This is a genomic window from Kitasatospora sp. NPDC056531 (assembly GCF_042794375.1).
Classification (GTDB): Bacteria; Actinomycetota; Actinomycetes; order Streptomycetales; family Streptomycetaceae; genus Kitasatospora.
Genome location: NZ_JBHTTU010000009.1, coordinates 166553 through 181070 on the forward strand (window position 1 = coordinate 166553; position 14518 = coordinate 181070).

At 72.0% G+C, this 14518-nt stretch carries 13 protein-coding genes and 1 pseudogene; 9 read left to right on the top strand and 5 right to left on the bottom strand.

Annotation, left to right across the window (positions count from 1 at the left end; genetic code table 11):
- Nucleotides 1–13: 13 nt before the first annotated feature.
- Nucleotides 14–1219 (top strand): dipeptidase, encoded by a 1206-nt coding sequence (locus ACFQ87_RS12300; protein ID WP_380610598.1) that lies wholly within the window; start codon nucleotides 14–16, stop codon nucleotides 1217–1219.
- 3 nt (nucleotides 1220–1222) lie between these two features.
- Here ACFQ87_RS12300 and ACFQ87_RS12305 read toward each other — a convergent pair whose 3' ends face one another.
- On the bottom strand, nucleotides 1223–1636 hold the full coding sequence (locus ACFQ87_RS12305) for a CoA-binding protein (RefSeq protein ID WP_380610599.1): 414 nt from the start codon (nucleotides 1634–1636) through the stop codon (nucleotides 1223–1225).
- A gap of 46 nt (nucleotides 1637–1682) precedes the next feature.
- Nucleotides 1683–3020, bottom strand: coding sequence for a UDP-glucose dehydrogenase family protein (locus ACFQ87_RS12310; RefSeq protein ID WP_380610600.1), 1338 nt, complete (start codon nucleotides 3018–3020; stop codon nucleotides 1683–1685).
- Between the two features lie 198 nt (nucleotides 3021–3218).
- Here ACFQ87_RS12310 and ACFQ87_RS12315 point away from each other — a divergent pair, with 198 nt between their 5' ends.
- The 3 genes from ACFQ87_RS12315 (at nucleotide 3219) to ACFQ87_RS12325 (ending at nucleotide 5911) form a co-directional block, all read left to right on the top strand.
- Nucleotides 3219–4379: an acyl-CoA dehydrogenase family protein gene (locus tag ACFQ87_RS12315; protein ID WP_380610601.1), complete on the top strand. Its 1161-nt coding sequence runs from the start codon at nucleotides 3219–3221 to the stop codon at nucleotides 4377–4379.
- A gap of 153 nt (nucleotides 4380–4532) precedes the next feature.
- A complete protein-coding gene (locus ACFQ87_RS12320; RefSeq protein ID WP_380610602.1) occupies nucleotides 4533–5390 on the top strand; it encodes an oxidoreductase in 858 nt (285 codons plus the stop codon).
- Between the two features lie 53 nt (nucleotides 5391–5443).
- Nucleotides 5444–5911, top strand: a complete 468-nt coding sequence (locus ACFQ87_RS12325) for a GNAT family N-acetyltransferase (RefSeq protein ID WP_380610603.1) — start codon at nucleotides 5444–5446, stop codon at nucleotides 5909–5911.
- 99 nt (nucleotides 5912–6010) lie between these two features.
- Here the strand turns inward: ACFQ87_RS12325 and ACFQ87_RS12330 are convergent.
- Both ACFQ87_RS12330 and ACFQ87_RS12335 read right to left on the bottom strand, forming a co-directional pair.
- A pseudogene (locus ACFQ87_RS12330) lies at nucleotides 6011–6157 on the bottom strand (NAD(P)H-dependent oxidoreductase); the annotation flags it as partial.
- Between the two features lie 56 nt (nucleotides 6158–6213).
- Nucleotides 6214–6585 carry a MerR family transcriptional regulator gene (locus ACFQ87_RS12335; RefSeq protein ID WP_380610604.1) on the bottom strand — a complete coding sequence of 124 codons (372 nt, stop codon included), beginning with the start codon at nucleotides 6583–6585 and terminating at the stop codon, nucleotides 6214–6216.
- Between the two features lie 148 nt (nucleotides 6586–6733).
- Between ACFQ87_RS12335 and ACFQ87_RS12340 the strand changes: the two genes are divergently transcribed.
- A complete protein-coding gene (locus tag ACFQ87_RS12340) occupies nucleotides 6734–7228 on the top strand; it encodes a peptidylprolyl isomerase (RefSeq protein ID WP_380610605.1) in 495 nt (164 codons plus the stop codon).
- Between the two features lie 157 nt (nucleotides 7229–7385).
- Complete coding sequence (locus tag ACFQ87_RS12345) at nucleotides 7386–8189, top strand: arylamine N-acetyltransferase (RefSeq protein ID WP_380610606.1); 804 nt, start codon at nucleotides 7386–7388, stop codon at nucleotides 8187–8189.
- Nucleotides 8190–8528: 339 nt separating this feature from the next.
- Here the strand turns inward: ACFQ87_RS12345 and ACFQ87_RS12350 are convergent, their stop codons facing one another.
- Nucleotides 8529–9788: an LCP family protein gene (locus tag ACFQ87_RS12350; protein ID WP_380610607.1), complete on the bottom strand. Its 1260-nt coding sequence runs from the start codon at nucleotides 9786–9788 to the stop codon at nucleotides 8529–8531.
- A 369-nt stretch (nucleotides 9789–10157) separates the two neighbouring features.
- On the opposite strand from ACFQ87_RS12350, the gene ssuE reads away from it, so the two are divergent.
- From ssuE to ACFQ87_RS12365, 3 genes are all read left to right on the top strand, one after another.
- The gene (gene ssuE, locus ACFQ87_RS12355) at nucleotides 10158–10712 is read left to right on the top strand and encodes an NADPH-dependent FMN reductase (protein ID WP_380610608.1); all 555 of its coding nucleotides are present in this window, start codon (nucleotides 10158–10160) and stop codon (nucleotides 10710–10712) included.
- Nucleotides 10713–10968: 256 nt separating this feature from the next.
- The gene (locus ACFQ87_RS12360) at nucleotides 10969–11754 is read left to right on the top strand and encodes an ABC transporter ATP-binding protein (protein WP_270146623.1); all 786 of its coding nucleotides are present in this window, start codon (nucleotides 10969–10971) and stop codon (nucleotides 11752–11754) included.
- A 19-nt stretch (nucleotides 11755–11773) separates the two neighbouring features.
- On the top strand, nucleotides 11774–14341 hold the full coding sequence (locus ACFQ87_RS12365; RefSeq protein WP_380610609.1) for an ABC transporter permease: 2568 nt from the start codon (nucleotides 11774–11776) through the stop codon (nucleotides 14339–14341).
- The last annotated feature ends 177 nt before the right edge of the window (nucleotides 14342–14518 follow it).

Consider the following 14518-nt stretch of genomic DNA (forward strand, 5'->3'; position numbering starts at 1 on the left):
TAGAACGGCCCGTATGACTTCTCAGACGGACTCCCCCACCCCGCTGGCCGCCGCCCGGGCCCTGCTCCGCACCGCCCCCGTGGTGGACGGCCACAACGACCTCCCCTGGGCGATGCGCGAGCAGGCCGGGTACGACCTCGGCGCGCTCGACCTCGCCGCCGACCAGAGCGACCGCCTGCACACCGACCTCGCCCGCCTCGCGGAGGGCGGGGTCGGCGCGCAGTTCTGGTCCGTCTACGTGCCCGCCTCGCTGGCCGGCGACCACGCGGTCAGCGCCACCCTGGAGCAGGTCGACTTCGTCCACGCCCTGGTCGAGCGCTACCCCGACCGGCTGCGGCTCGCCCGCACCGCCGCGGACATGGAGGCCGCCCGCGCCGAGGGCCGGATCGCCTCGCTGATGGGCGCCGAGGGCGGCCACTCCATCGACTGCTCGCTGGCCACCCTGCGCGCCCTGTACGAGCTCGGCGTGCGGTACCTGACACTCACCCACAACGACAACGTGCCGTGGGCCGACTCCGCGACCGACAAGCCGGTGGCCGGCGGGCTGACCCGCTTCGGCGAGGAGGTCGTCCGGGAGATGAACCGGCTCGGCATGCTGGTCGACCTCTCGCACGTCTCCGCCGACACCATGCGGGACGCCCTGCGGGTCACCGAGGCGCCCGTGGTCTTCTCACACTCCTCGTCCCGCACGGTCTGCGAGCACCCGCGCAACATCCCGGACGACGTGCTCGCCCAGCTGCCCGCCAACGGCGGGGTGGCGATGGCGACCTTCGTACCGAAGTTCATCCTGCCCGCCGCCATCGAGTGGACCCTGGCAGCCGACGAGAACATGCGCGCCCACGGCTTCCACCCGCTGGACACCACCCCGCCGGCCATGGAGCGCCAGCGCGCCTTCGAGGCCGCCAACCCGCGCCCGATCGCCACCCCGGCCACCGTCGCCGACCACCTCGACCACATGCGCGAGGTGGCCGGCATCGACCACATCGGCATCGGCGGCGACTTCGACGGAACCGCCTTCCTGCCCGACGGCCTCGACTCGGTGGCCGGCTACCCCAACCTGGTCGCCGAACTCCTCGGCCGCCACTGGTCGGAGGCCGACCTGGCCAAGCTCACCTGGCACAACGCCGTCCGCGTCCTGCGCGACGCCGAGTCGGTCGCCGCGACCCTGCGGTCGAGCCGCCGCCCGTCCATCGCGACCATCGCCCAGCTGGACGGCTGACCCTCAGCCCAGCCGCGGGATCTCGATGGCCGGGCACCTGTCCATGACCATCGAGACCCCCGCGGCCCGGACCCGCCCGTACGCGACCTCGTCGACCACACCCAGCTGGAACCAGACCGCCTTCGCCCCGACCGCCACCGCCTGGTCGGCCACCTCCCCGGCCAGCGCGCTGTTCACGAACACGTCCACCACGTCGACCTCGAACGGGATCTCGGCGAGCGAGGCGTACCCGGGCTCGCCGAGCACCGTCTCCGCCTTCGGGTGCACCGGCACGATCCGCTTGCCGTACCGCTGCAACACCCGCGCCACCCCGTACGCGGCCCGCGCGGTGTTGTTGGACAGCCCGACCACCGCCCAGGTGTCACCCGCCCCGGTGAGGATCCCGCGGACCGTCGCGTCGTCGCCGTAGCTCGTCATGCCGGTGCCAACGGCGCTCCGCCGAAGGGCATTCCCCGGCCGGGCGTCAGCTCGGCCGGCCGAGGGCGCGGTAGGTCCAGCCGGCGGCGCGCCAGGCTTCGGCGTCGAGGACGTTGCGGCCGTCGAGGAGGCGGCGTTCCGCGACGACGGCGCCGAGTTCGGCCGGGTCCAGCTCGCGGAACTCGGCCCACTCGGTGAGGTGGAGGACGACGTGGGCGCCCTCGGCGGCTTCCAGGGCGGAGCCGGCGTAGGCGAGGGAGGGGAACATCTTGCGGGCGTTGTCCACGGCCTTCGGGTCGTAGACGGTGACCTGGGCGCCCTGGAGCTGGATCTGGGCGGCCACGTTGAGGGCGGGGGAGTCCCGGATGTCGTCCGAGTTGGGCTTGAAGGCGGCGCCGAGGACGGCGACCCGGCGGCCCAGGAAGCCGCCGCCGCACTGCTCGCGGGCCAGCTCGACCATCCGGGAGCGGCGCCGCATGTTGATCGAGTCGACCTCGCGCAGGAAGGTCAGCGCCTGGTCGGCGCCGAGCTCGCCGGCCCGGGCCATGAACGCCCGGATGTCCTTGGGCAGGCAGCCGCCGCCGAAGCCGAGGCCGGAGTTGAGGAACTTGCCGCCGATCCGCTCGTCGTAGGAGAGCGCCTTGCTGAGCTGGGTGACGTCCGCGCCGGCCGCCTCGCAGACCTCGGCCATCGCGTTGATGAAGGAGATCTTGGTGGCCAGGAAGGAGTTGGCGGCGGCCTTGACCAGTTCGGCGGTCGCGAAGTCGGTGACCAGGAACGGCACTCCGGCCGAGATCGGCTCGGCGTACACCTCGCGCAGCAGCCGCTCGGCCCGCTCGCTCTGGGCGCCGACCACGATCCGGTCCGGCCGCAGGGTGTCCTGGACGGCGAAGCCCTCGCGCAGGAACTCCGGGTTCCAGGCGAGTTCGGCGCCCTCGCCGACCGGCGCGAGCGCGGCCAGCCGCTCGGCCAGCCGGGCCGCCGAGCCGACCGGGACGGTGGACTTGCCGACCACCAGGGCCGGGCGGGTCAGGTGCGGCGCCAGGTCGTCGATCGCGGTGTCCACGTACGACATGTCGGCGGCGAACTCGCCCTTGCGCTGCGGGGTGTTGACGCAGATGAAGTGCACGTCGCCGAACTCGGCGGCCTCCTTGGCGGAGGTGGTGAAGCGCAGCCGCCCGGTGGAGCCCTCGTGCCCGGCGACGTGCTTGAGCAGCAGCTCGGACAGTCCCGGCTCGTACATCGGGACGCGGCCTGCGGTGAGGGTGGCGATCTTGTCGGGATCGACGTCCAGACCCAGCACCTCGAAGCCGAACTCGGCCATCGCGGCGGCATGCGTGGCGCCGAGGTAGCCGGTGCCGATCACGGAGATGCGGAGGGTCACGGGTTCCCCTTGAGTTGCGGGTTCGACCAGTAGAGGTGCCCCTGATGCTATCCGCCCGGCCCGGTCACGCAGGGATCGCCCGTGTCCGGAGGTCGCTAGGCAGCCGTAGGTCGGAGCCCTAGGATTTGTACTGAACGGTAGTTAACCCCGGATTCGACGTCGATCAGACTTCGGTCACTGGACCACGAGGCAGGCATCATGGCGGGCAGCGCGGCTGACTTCGATCTCTTCCGTATCTCCGAGGAGCACGAGATGCTCCGTGAGGCGGTGCGTGCGCTGGCCGAGGCGAAGATCGCGCCGTTCGCGGCGGAGGTGGACGAGCAGGGGCGGTTCCCGCAGGAGGCGTTGGACGCGCTGCGGGGCAATGACCTGCACGCGGTGCACGTGCCGGAGGTGTACGGCGGTGCGGGGGCGGACGCGCTGGCGACGGTGATCGTGATCGAGGAGGTCGCGCGGGTGTGCGGCTCGTCGTCGCTGATCCCGGCGGTGAACAAGCTGGGTTCGCTGCCGGTGCAGCTGTCGGGTTCGGAGGAGCTGAAGGCGAAGTACCTGGGTGCGCTGGCGCGTGGCGAGGGGATGTTCTCGTACTGCCTGTCGGAGCCGGAGGCGGGGTCGGACGCGGCGGGGATGAAGACCCGGGCGGTGCGCGACGGTGACTTCTGGGTCCTCAACGGGGTGAAGCGGTGGATCACCAACGCGGGTGTCTCGGAGTTCTACACGGTGATGGCGGTGACGGACCCGTCGATGCGCTCGAAGGGCATCTCGGCGTTCGTGGTGGAGAAGGGTGACGAGGGCGTCTCGTTCGGTGCGCCGGAGAAGAAGCTCGGGATCAAGGGTTCGCCGACGCGTGAGGTGTACTTCGACAACGTGCGGATCCCGGCGGACCGGATGATCGGTGCGGAGGGCACCGGTTTCCAGACGGCGATGAAGACGCTGGACCACACCCGGGTGACGATCGCGGCGCAGGCGGTGGGTATCGCGCAGGGCGCGCTGGACTACGCGAAGGGCTACGTGCGGGAGCGCAGGCAGTTCGGCAAGGCGATCGCGGAGTTCCAGGGTGTGCAGTTCATGCTGGCGGACATGGCGATGAAGCTGGAGGCCGCGCGGCAGATGACGTACGTGGCGGCGGCGAAGTCGCAGCGCGGGGACGCGGACCTGACGTTCTTCGGTGCGGCGGCGAAGTGCTTCGCGTCGGACGTGGCGATGGAGGTGACCACGGACGCGGTGCAGCTGCTGGGTGGTTACGGCTACACCCGGGACTACCCGGTGGAGCGGATGATGCGTGACGCGAAGATCACCCAGATCTACGAGGGCACCAACCAGGTCCAGCGCATCGTGATGGCCCGCAACCTCCCGTAACGGGCCCGACCTCGAAGTCCTCCGAGCCCCCGGCCGAATTCCGATCGGCCGGGGGCTCCGGCGTTCCCGGACGGGCCTGAACGCCGGCCGCGGCGGTGTCGTATAAATGATCGTCAACTTTCCTGCAGTGCACCCGAGTACGGAGGAATGCAGATGACCGCCCACGAGACCGCCGGCAAGGTCTGGCTGATCACCGGTGCCAACTCCGGCTTCGGCCAGGCCATCGCCGAGGCCGCCGTCGCCGCCGGCGACACCGTGGTCGCCGCCGCCCGGCGCCCCGAGGCGCTGGCCGAGCTGGAGGCCGCCCACCCCGGCCGGGTCGTCCCGGTCCGGCTGGACGTCACCGACCAGGAGCAGATCTCCGCCGTCGTCGAGGAGGCCGTGTCCCGGCTCGGCCGGATCGACGTCCTGGTGAACAACGCCGGGCGCGGCGTGATCGGCGCCGTCGAGGAGACCACCGACCGCGAGCTGCGGGACCTCATGGACCTGCACTTCTTCGGCCCGGCCGCGCTCACCCGGGCCGTGCTGCCGCACATGCGGGCCCAGGGCTCGGGCGCCGTGGTGCAGATGAGCAGCATGGGGGGCCGGTTCTCCTTCCCCGGCGTCGGTGCCTACTCGGCCACCAAGTTCGCCCTGGAGGGGCTGTCCGAGGCGCTGGCCCAGGAGGTGGCCGGCTTCGGGATCAAGGTGCTGATCGTCGAGCCGGGCGCGTTCCGGACCGGCTTCGCGGGCGGCGGCGCGCTCGCCCACTCCACCCCGATCGACGCCTACGAACCGGTGGTCGGCCCGGTCCGCACCGGCCTGCCGGACTCCGACGGCAAGCAGGCGGGCGACCCGGTGAAGGCCGCCGAGGCGATCCTGACCGCGCTGGACGCCGAGCGGACCCCGCTGCGGCTCGCGCTCGGCACCGACGCCGTGGACGCGATCCTCGGCAACCTGGACGGCGCGCGCAGCGAGGCCGAGGCCTGGGCGGCGGTCGGCCGCGCCACCGACTTCCCGGCCGGGGCGTAACGCCGCGGGAATCTCCGCGACGGCGGGCAGCCGGACTGCCTAGGCTGCCCGCCATGTCCACCACGCTCAGCCTCGCCGCGCTCACCCCCGACAACATCGACGCCGCCCTCGCCCTGCGGGTGCGCCCGGACCAGGAGGGCCTGGTCGCGCCGGTGGCGAAGTCGCTGGCCGAGGCGTACGTGCACGGGGAGACGGCCTGGCCCCGGCTGATCCTGGACGGCGGGCGGCCGGTCGGCTTCGTGATGGCCTTCTTCGACGTCCGCTTCGACCCGGAGCGGCCCGACGACCGCCCCCGCTCCGGCCTCTGGCGCCTGCTGGTCGACGCCGGGCAGCAGCGCGGCGGCTACGGCCGCTTCGCCGTCGAGCGGGTCTGCGCGGAGATCCGCCGCCGCGGCGGCACCCGCGCCACCGTCACCTACCACCCCGGCCCGGACGGCCCGGCCGGGTTCTACGCCCGGCTGGGCTTCCGCCCGACCGGCGAGCTGAGCGGCGGCCAGGAGGTGGCGGAGGTCGAGCTGTGAGGGCTCAGTCGAGCAGCACGGCGGCCTGCTCCCGGGCCTGCCGCAGCCACTCGGCCCGCTCGTCGGCGGGGGAGTCGGTACCAGGGCCCGCCCGGCCCGCAGCAGTCCGGTCGGCTCGCCGTCGGCGGTGCCGAGCTTGTAGGCGACGCCGGGGGCCAGCACCCGCTGCACCCAGCCGGTCAGCACGGCGGGCGGCATGCCCCACCAGTTGGGGTGGATCAGCACCAGTGCGTCCAGGGTGGCCACCTCGGCGCGGTGCAGGGCGAGTTGGGGGTCCGGCGCAAGCTGAAGGCCCGAGCCCCCTACGCCGCCGCCGACTTCCCGGAGGCGCCGGCGATCACCTCGTCCAGCACCTCCCGCGAGCGCAGCAGGTCGCCGATCATCCGGTCGATCCGGGCGCGCTCCGCCGTCAGCTCATCGACCAGCAGGGGAGTGGCGATCGCGCTCGGGCCGCCGTCGGAGTCCCGCATGCAGGGCAGGACCTTGTGGATGGTGCGGCTGTGCAGTCCGGCCGCGAACAGCTCCTGGATGTGGACCACCCGGTCCACCGCCGTCTCCGGGTACTCCCGGTGGCCGCCCGGGGTGCGTTGCGCGAGCAGCAGGCCCTGCTGCTCGTAGTACCGCAGCGAGCGCTCGCTCACGCCCGTCCGCCGGGCCAGTTCGCCGATCCGCATGCCGTCCCCCCGCCATCCCGGTCGAAGCGCCCGTCGAGGCACATGGATGTTAGCTTCCACCCGGCGCTCGCCGGATAACACGCCGATCCGACCTCGCGCCCTCCGGGGGTGGCGCGCGACGGCGAGCCGCTCGTGCCATGATCCCTGCATGGGTTCCAACGTTTTCTTCGACATCACCATCAACGACGAGCCGGCCGGCCGCATCGTCTTCAAGCTCTTCGACGACGTCGTCCCGAAGACCGCCCGCAACTTCCGCGAGCTGGCCACCGGCCAGAACGGCTTCGGCTACGAGGGCTCCGGCTTCCACCGCGTGATCCCCGCCTTCATGCTGCAGGGCGGTGACTTCACCAACCACAACGGCACCGGCGGCAAGAGCATCTACGGCGAGAAGTTCGCGGACGAGAACTTCGACCTGAAGCACGACCGCCCGGGCCTGCTCTCGATGGCCAACGCCGGTCGCAACACCAACGGTTCGCAGTTCTTCATCACCACCATCGTCACCGACTGGCTGGACGGCAAGCACGTCGTCTTCGGCGAGGTCGTCGAGGGCATGGACCTGGTGAAGAAGATCGAGGGCCTCGGCTCGCAGAGCGGCCGCACCTCGGCCAAGATCACCATCGCCAAGTCCGGCGAGATCGCCTGATCACCGTCCTCCGGGACCGGTGACAACCCACCGCCCCGGAGCGGGGAGTCGGACCTGCCGACCTCCCGCTCCGGGGCGGTGGCGTTCCCGCCCACCGGACACGTCCTAGGTCGAAGGACCGATGGCCGATCGCCCGCCGCCCGGGTGGAATGGGCGGGTGGATCACCAGAAGGCGTACGAGGGGCTGGCACCGACCGTACGGGCGGCGTACCTGGAGCGGATCGGCGTGACGGAGCCCGGGCCGCCCTCGGCGGAGGGCCTGGCGCTGCTGCAGCTTGCCCACCTGCGGGCGGTCCCGTTCGAGAACCTGAGCATCCACCTCGGCGAGCCCGTGGTGCTGGAGCCGGCCGCCCTGGTGGCGAAGCTGGTGGACCGGCGGCGCGGCGGCTTCTGCTACGAACTCAACGGCGCTTTCGCCGAGTTGCTGCGCACGCTGGGGTACCGGGTGAGCCTGCTGGCCGCCCGGGTCTTCGACGGGGAGCGGTCCGGGCCGCCGTTCGACCACCTGGCGCTGCGGGTCGACCTGGACGAACCCTGGCTGGTCGACGTGGGGTTCGGCCGGTTCAGCCTGCTCCCGCTGCGCCTGGACGAGCGCGGCGCCCAGTCCGACCCGCACGGCACGGTCGTGATCGGTCCGTACGGCGACCACGGCGAGCTGGACGTGCGACTGGACGGCGTGCCGCAGTACCGGCTCGACCCGCGCCCGTACCGGCTGGCCGACTTCGGGCCGACCTGCTGGTGGCAGACCACCTCGCCGCAGTCCCACTTCACCCGGTCGACCACCTGCTCGCTGCCGGCCCCGGACGGCGGCCGGACCACCCTCAGCGGCACCCGACTGATCCGGACCGCCCCCGACGGCGGCCGCACCGAGGAGCAACTCACCGACGCCGGGGCGCTGTCCGCGTACCGGGAGCACTTCGGGATCGTGCTCGACCGGCTGCCGACCCGTCCGTCGGCCTGACGCCGGGGCGGCGGCGTGCCCTCAGGCGGGGGCGGAGCCGGACGCCCACGTCCCCTCCCGCATGCCCACCTTGCGGGCGGGCGCCCCGGCCGACGGTCACGCCGTTGTAGGGCGTCACGTTCGCGCCGAGCGTGGTGTACGGGTGCAGCACGGTGCCGAAGCCGAGGTGGAACACGGTGAGTCCGGGCCCGATCTCGCAGGCGGCCGGCACCTCCATGCCGTAGAGCGCGAGCGCCTCCTGGACCAGGCGGCCCAGGAAGCGGTGGCGTCGGCGGTGGACGAGTGCGGTGACGAGGGGAATTCACCCACTGCGGCGGGGAGGTCGCCCGGAGTCGCCGGTCACTTGAAGTCCGGCACCGCGGTGTCGTTCTTGAAGGCGTCGAAGACCTGCTTGGACTTGCCGGCGTCCCACTGCACCGCGGACTCGCCGGTCTTGGTGTGGAAGTCGGCGTTGCCGATCGGGACGGTCATGGTCTTGCCGCCGCCGCCGTTGACGTCCTTCATGGCGAGGAAGAGCGAGCCCAGGTCGGTCAGCCCGCAGTCGTCGTCGACGATCAGGGTGCCGAGCGCCGAGTCGACCAGCGGGTAGAAGGTGAAGGGGTTGAGCACATTGCCCGGGGAGGCGGCCTGGTGGGCGAGGGCGCCGAGGAACTTCTGCTGGTTGCGCATCCGGCCGAGGTCCTGGTCGGCCATCTGGTGGCGCTGGCGGACGAAGGCGAGGGCCTGCTTCCCGTTCAGGGTCTGGTCGCCGGCCTTGAGGTCGAGGCCGGAGTCCTTGTCCTTGACGTCCTGGTCGATGTGCATCTCGACGCCGCCGATGGAGTCCACGATGCCGACGAAGCCGGTGAAGCCGATCTCGGCGTAGTGGTCGATGCGGATGCCGGTGTTCATCTCCACGGTCTGCGCCAGGAGCCGGCCGTTGCCGTTGGCGAACGCCGAGTTGATCTTCGAGGTGGTGGCCTTGACGGTCTTGCCGCTGCTCGTCTTGAACTCGGGGATCGGCACCCAGGAGTCGCGCGGGATGCTCATCAGGGTGTTCCCGTTGTCCCCGATGTGCAGGATCATCATCGAGTCGCTGCGCTTGCCCTCGACGTCGTGGCCGGTGTGCATGTCCTCCATCTGGGCATCGGTGAGGCCCTCGCGGCTGTCCGAGCCGACGATCAGCCAGTTGGTGCCCTTGCCCGCCGCCGGGCGGCCCGGGTAGTCGGCCAGCACGTTCTCGTGGTTGAGCTTGGAGTCCGCCCAGAAGTAGGTGGAGACGGCGGTCACCATGACGGCGATCAGCACGCCGAAGACCGACCACTTCACGATCCGCCGCCGCGGCCAGCGCTTGGCCTGGGCACCGGCCGGCCGCGCACCGGCCGGGCCGTCGGGACCACCCGGGCCGCCGGGCCGGCCGGGACCGCCCGGGCCACCGGGCACGCCCTGCGGCGGGACGCCGCCGTACCGGGACGGCTCGGGCTGCCGCGGCGCGGGCGCCGCCGGCCCGCGCGGGTTCAGCGAGGACGGCAGCGGCGGCTCGGCCGCCGCCCCGCCTCCGCCGTTGCCTGCGTACGGGTTCCCGCCGCCGCCCGGGCGGCCCTCCTGCCACGTGTTCATGCCGTCGAGGATGCCCGACCCTGCTCGGCCTGACTCCCCCCGGGGGCCCCACCAGGCCTCTTGTAGCAGTTTTGATGCACGTACCGGATCGTTCCGCCGAAACGTCCCGTCACCCGGGTTCCGGCTGCCGAAACGATTCTTGACCGCCTCGAACACCGCGTGTTTGCATTTCACGCATGGATCAGCGTTGGGCACTCACGCGTCGGCGGCACGTCGACCTGCGGCGTGGGGTGGCCTGTTCGCTCTGTCGCGGCTGACACCCGCGCCTCGCGCCCGTCGAGACGCCCCCTTCCGAGCACCGAACCGCAGCGCCCCGCCCGCTGCGGCGCCGTTTCGAAGAGCCGCCCCGCTTCCAGCCAGAGGTGAACCATGGCCACCGTCCTGTCCGTTTCCGGCTCCCCGTCCGCCACCTCCCGCACCACCCGCCTGCTGCGCCTCGTCGACGCCCGCCTCGCCGACCGCGGCCACCACGTCATCCCCTTCGAGGCCCGCAGCCTGCCCGCGCACGCGCTGCTGTCGGGCGACTTCGACCACCCCGAGATCGTCGCCGTCACCGAGCTGTTCGCCCGCGCCGACGGCGTGGTCATCGGCACCCCCGTCTACAAGGCCGCCTACTCGGGCCTGCTGAAGGCCCTGCTGGACGTGCTCCCGCAGTACGCGCTGGCCGGCAAGGCCGTCCTGCCGCTGGCCACCGGCGGCTCGCCCGCGCACGTCCTCGCGGTCGACTACGCGCTGCGCCCGGTGCTCAGCTCGATGGGCGCCGACCACATCACCCAGGGCTGGTTCGTGCTCGACCGCCACATCACCGCCAGGGAGGACGGCACCACCCTGGTCGAGCGCGAGACCGACGCCCTGCTGGCCCCCGTCGTGGCGGGCTTCGCCGACGCCCTGGAACGGCTGGCCGCACCCGCGCTGACCGGCTGAGCAGCGGCCGGCGCGACCCCGTACGGGGCGACCCCGAGACGGCCCGCGGCGCCCCCTAGGGGGAGGGGGCGCCGCATCCCGTAGAACCTTGGTTGCACCGCTTCATTCCGACGGAGGACGAGCGGCCCGCAACCGACTCCTAACGTGGATCCCACGTCCCCACCCGCCCGAACGCGGCCCGGTTCCATCGGGTCCGCAGCCGACCGCGTCGGCAGGGTGGGGGCCAACGGGTGGGCCCACTTCTTAGGAGACTCCAGTGACGACGGCAGCAGCCGTGTACGACCCCCAGCTTCCCGGTGGACCGTCCGCCGTCGCCGCGTCGGCCCGTCAGGTCACCAAGGCGTACGGCTCGGGCGAGACCAAGGTGACCGCCCTGGACGCGGTCGACGTGGACATCCAGCGCGGCCGCTTCACCGCGATCATGGGCCCCTCCGGCTCCGGCAAGTCGACGCTGATGCACTGCCTGGCCGGCCTGGACACGGTCAGCGGCGGTCGGATCTGGATCGGCGACACGGAGATCACCGGCCTCAAGGACAAGCAGCTGACCAGGCTGCGCCGCGACAAGATCGGCTTCATCTTCCAGGCGTTCAACCTGCTGCCGACCCTGAACGCGCTGGAGAACATCACGCTCCCGATGGACATCGCCGGCCGCAGGCCCGACCAGGCCTGGCTGGACCAGGTGGTGGAGACCGTCGGCCTGGCCGGCCGGCTCAAGCACCGCCCCACCCAGCTCTCCGGCGGCCAGCAGCAGCGCGTCGCGGTGGCCCGGGCACTGGCCGCCCGCCCCGAGATCATCTTCGGCGACGAGCCCACCGGGAACCTGGACTCCCGGGCCGGCGCCGAGGTGCTGACCTTCCTGCGCCGCTCGGTGGACGAGCTGGGCCAGACCATGGTCATGGTCACCCACGACCCGGTCGCCGCCGGCTACGCGGACCGCGTGCTCTTCCTCGCCGACGGCGTGATCGTCGACGAGATGCACGCGCCGACCGCCGACTCCGTCCTCGAACGCATGCGCCGTTTCGACGGCAAGCGCACCAGCTGAGCGGCGGGACGACCTCACCATGCTGCTCAAGACCTCACTGCGGAGCTTCTTCGCCCACAAGGGCCGGATGGCGCTCTCGCTCATCGCCGTCGTGCTGTCGGTCGCCTTCGTGTCCGGCACCCTGGTGTTCTCCAACACCGCCACCAGCACCTTCTCCAAGCTGTTCGCCGCGACCGCCTCCGACATATCGGTCCAGCCGCCCACGCCGGCCGAGGACGACCGGCAGGACAGCGACAAGACGCCGACCGTTCCGGTCTCGCTCGCCCAGCAGGTCGCCGCGGTGCCCGGAGTGAAGACCGCCGTCGGCCAGGTCATGGTCGGCAACGCGATCCTGGTCAACCCGGCCACCAACAAGCTGGTCGGCCCGACCAGCGGCGCGCCGACCCTGGTCGGCAACTGGACCGACACCCCGCGCAACCCGGTGAAGATCACCTCGGGCCACGTCCCGCAGAACTCCGGCGAGCTGGTGCTGGACGCGGACACCGCCAAGAAGGCCAAGCTCGGCCTCGGCGACAAGCTCCGGGTCGACAACGCCGGCGGCCAGCACCCGTACACGATCGTCGGCATCGCCACCTTCACCACCACCAACCCGGGCGCGGCGCTGGCCTTCCTGGACACCCAGACCGCGCAGCAGGTGCTGCTCGGCGAGCAGGCCTACACCACCGTCGAAGCCTTCGGCGACGGCAGCCGCAGCAACGACCAGCTCAAGGCCGACGCCCTCGCCAAGGTCGGCAGCGGCTACGAGATCAAGACCGCGGCCGAGCAGAAGGACCAGAACACCAAGGCGATCGGCAGCGGCCTCGACTTCATGAAGTACGCGATGCTCGGCTTCGCCGGCATCTCGCTGATCGTCGGCGGCTTCCTGATCATCAACACCTTCTCGATGCTGGTCGCCCAGCGCACCCGCGAGATCGGCCTGCTGCGCGCCATCGGCGGCAGCCGCCGGCAGGTGAACGGCTCGGTGCTGGTCGAGGCGCTGATCCTGGGCGTGCTCGGCTCGACCCTCGGGGTGGCGGTCGGCCTGGGCGTCGCGGTCGGCCTGATCAAGCTGATGAACGCGATCGGCATGGACCTCAGGGCGAGCGACCTGGAGATCGGTCCCGACGTCTTCGTGGCCGGCTACGCGGTGGGCATCCTGATCACCGTCATCGCGGCCTGGATCCCGGCCCGCCGGGCCAGCCGGATCGCCCCGATGGCCGCCCTGCGCGACCACGGCACCCCGGCCGAGGCCCGCTCCAACGTCGTCCGGACGATCCTCGGCCTGCTGCTCACCGCGGGCGGCGCCGGTCTGCTGGTGCTCGCCGGCTCGGCGGACAAGGCGGCCACCGGCGGCCAGTACCTGGGCCTGGGCCTGCTGCTCACCCTGATCGGCTTCGTGGTGCTCGGCCCGCTGCTGGCCACCGTCGTCATCAAGGTGCTCGGCGCCCTGCTCCCGGCCCTGTTCGGCCCATCCGGCAAGCTCGCCCAGCGCAACGCGATGCGCAACCCGCGCCGCACCGGCGCCACCGCCGCCGCGCTGATGATCGGTCTGGCGCTGGTGATCGGCTCCTCGGTCTTCAGCTCCTCGGCCGTCACCTCGGCCAGCGCCCAGATCGACAAGTCGGTGGGTGTGGACTACATCATCGCGGGCGGTCGCACCCCGGTCACCACGGACATGATGGACGCGGTGCGCCACACCCCGGGCATCGACCACGTCACCACCCAGGAGGAGTTCAAGCGCACGAAGGTCCAACTGCCCGACGGGCAGAGCGCCAAGACGGACCTGACCGCCGTGCCGACCAGCTTCTTCGGTACCGACTTCCACCCCACGGTCACCGCCGGCGCGGTGGACTCGGTCGGGCACGGCTCGCTGGGGATCGGCGAGACCTTCGCCAAGGACCACAACCTGAAGGTCGGCGACCATCTGACCGTCGACTACGGCAAGGGCCGCACCCAGACCCTGCCGGTGGGCGTGGTCTTCCAGAAGGGCGGGCTGCTGGGCGACGGCACCTTCGTCGGCCTCGACACCGTGACCGGGGTCGTCCCGGCCGCCGAGCAGCCGCCGGTCTGGACCTTCTTCGCCAAGGCCTCCGCCGGCACCGACGTCGCCAAGACGCTCACCGCCCTGGAGGACGCGCTCAAGCAGTACCCGCAGCTGACCGTCAAGGACCAGGCCGGCTACAAGGAGCTGGTGCAGTCCCAGGTCAACACCCTGCTCTACCTGATCTACGGACTGGTCGGCCTGTCGATCACCGTCGCCGTGCTCGGCGTGGTCAACACCCTGGCGCTGTCGGTGGTCGAGCGGACCCGCGAGATCGGCCTGCTGCGGGCGATCGGGCTCTCCCGCCGCCAGCTGCGCCGGATGATCCGGCTGGAGTCCGTGGTGATCGCGGTGTTCGGCGCCGTCCTCGGCACCGGGCTGGGCCTGGCCTGGGGCATCACCGCCCAGCGGGTGCTGCGGGACCAGGGGCTCGGGACGCTCTCCGTCCCGACCACCACGATCGCGGTGACGCTGGTCTCCTCGGTGGTGATCGGCCTGGTCGCCGCACTCGTCCCGGCCTTCCGGGCCGGACGCATGAACGTCCTCGCGGCCATCGCGACGGACTGACCCGGCGGCGGGGGCGTCGGGTCGAACCCCCACGGGGGAACGGGGGAACGGGGGAAACCGGGGGGAACGGGGGGCGGGGGGGGGGGGGGGACCTGGGGGGGGGGGGGGGGGGTGGTGGTTTGGGGGGTGGTTGGGTGGGGGGGGGGGGGGGGGGGGGGGGGGGGGGTTGGTTTTTTC

Excerpts from the sequence above, each read along its gene's own strand:
- ACFQ87_RS12340 (WP_380610605.1), top strand. The coding sequence starts at position 6,734 with ATGGGTTCCAACGTTTTCTTCGACATCACCATCAACGACGAGCCGGCC.
- ACFQ87_RS12350 (WP_380610607.1), bottom strand. The coding sequence starts at position 9,788 with ATGAACACGTGGCAGGAGGGCCGCCCGGGCGGCGGCGGGAACCCGTAC.
- ACFQ87_RS12325 (WP_380610603.1), top strand. The coding sequence starts at position 5,444 with ATGTCCACCACGCTCAGCCTCGCCGCGCTCACCCCCGACAACATCGAC.
- ACFQ87_RS12365 (WP_380610609.1), top strand. The coding sequence starts at position 11,774 with ATGCTGCTCAAGACCTCACTGCGGAGCTTCTTCGCCCACAAGGGCCGG.
- ssuE (WP_380610608.1), top strand. The coding sequence starts at position 10,158 with ATGGCCACCGTCCTGTCCGTTTCCGGCTCCCCGTCCGCCACCTCCCGC.
- ACFQ87_RS12300 (WP_380610598.1), top strand. The coding sequence starts at position 14 with ATGACTTCTCAGACGGACTCCCCCACCCCGCTGGCCGCCGCCCGGGCC.
- ACFQ87_RS12335 (WP_380610604.1), bottom strand. The coding sequence starts at position 6,585 with ATGCGGATCGGCGAACTGGCCCGGCGGACGGGCGTGAGCGAGCGCTCG.
- ACFQ87_RS12320 (WP_380610602.1), top strand. The coding sequence starts at position 4,533 with ATGACCGCCCACGAGACCGCCGGCAAGGTCTGGCTGATCACCGGTGCC.
- ACFQ87_RS12315 (WP_380610601.1), top strand. The coding sequence starts at position 3,219 with ATGGCGGGCAGCGCGGCTGACTTCGATCTCTTCCGTATCTCCGAGGAG.
- ACFQ87_RS12305 (WP_380610599.1), bottom strand. The coding sequence starts at position 1,636 with ATGACGAGCTACGGCGACGACGCGACGGTCCGCGGGATCCTCACCGGG.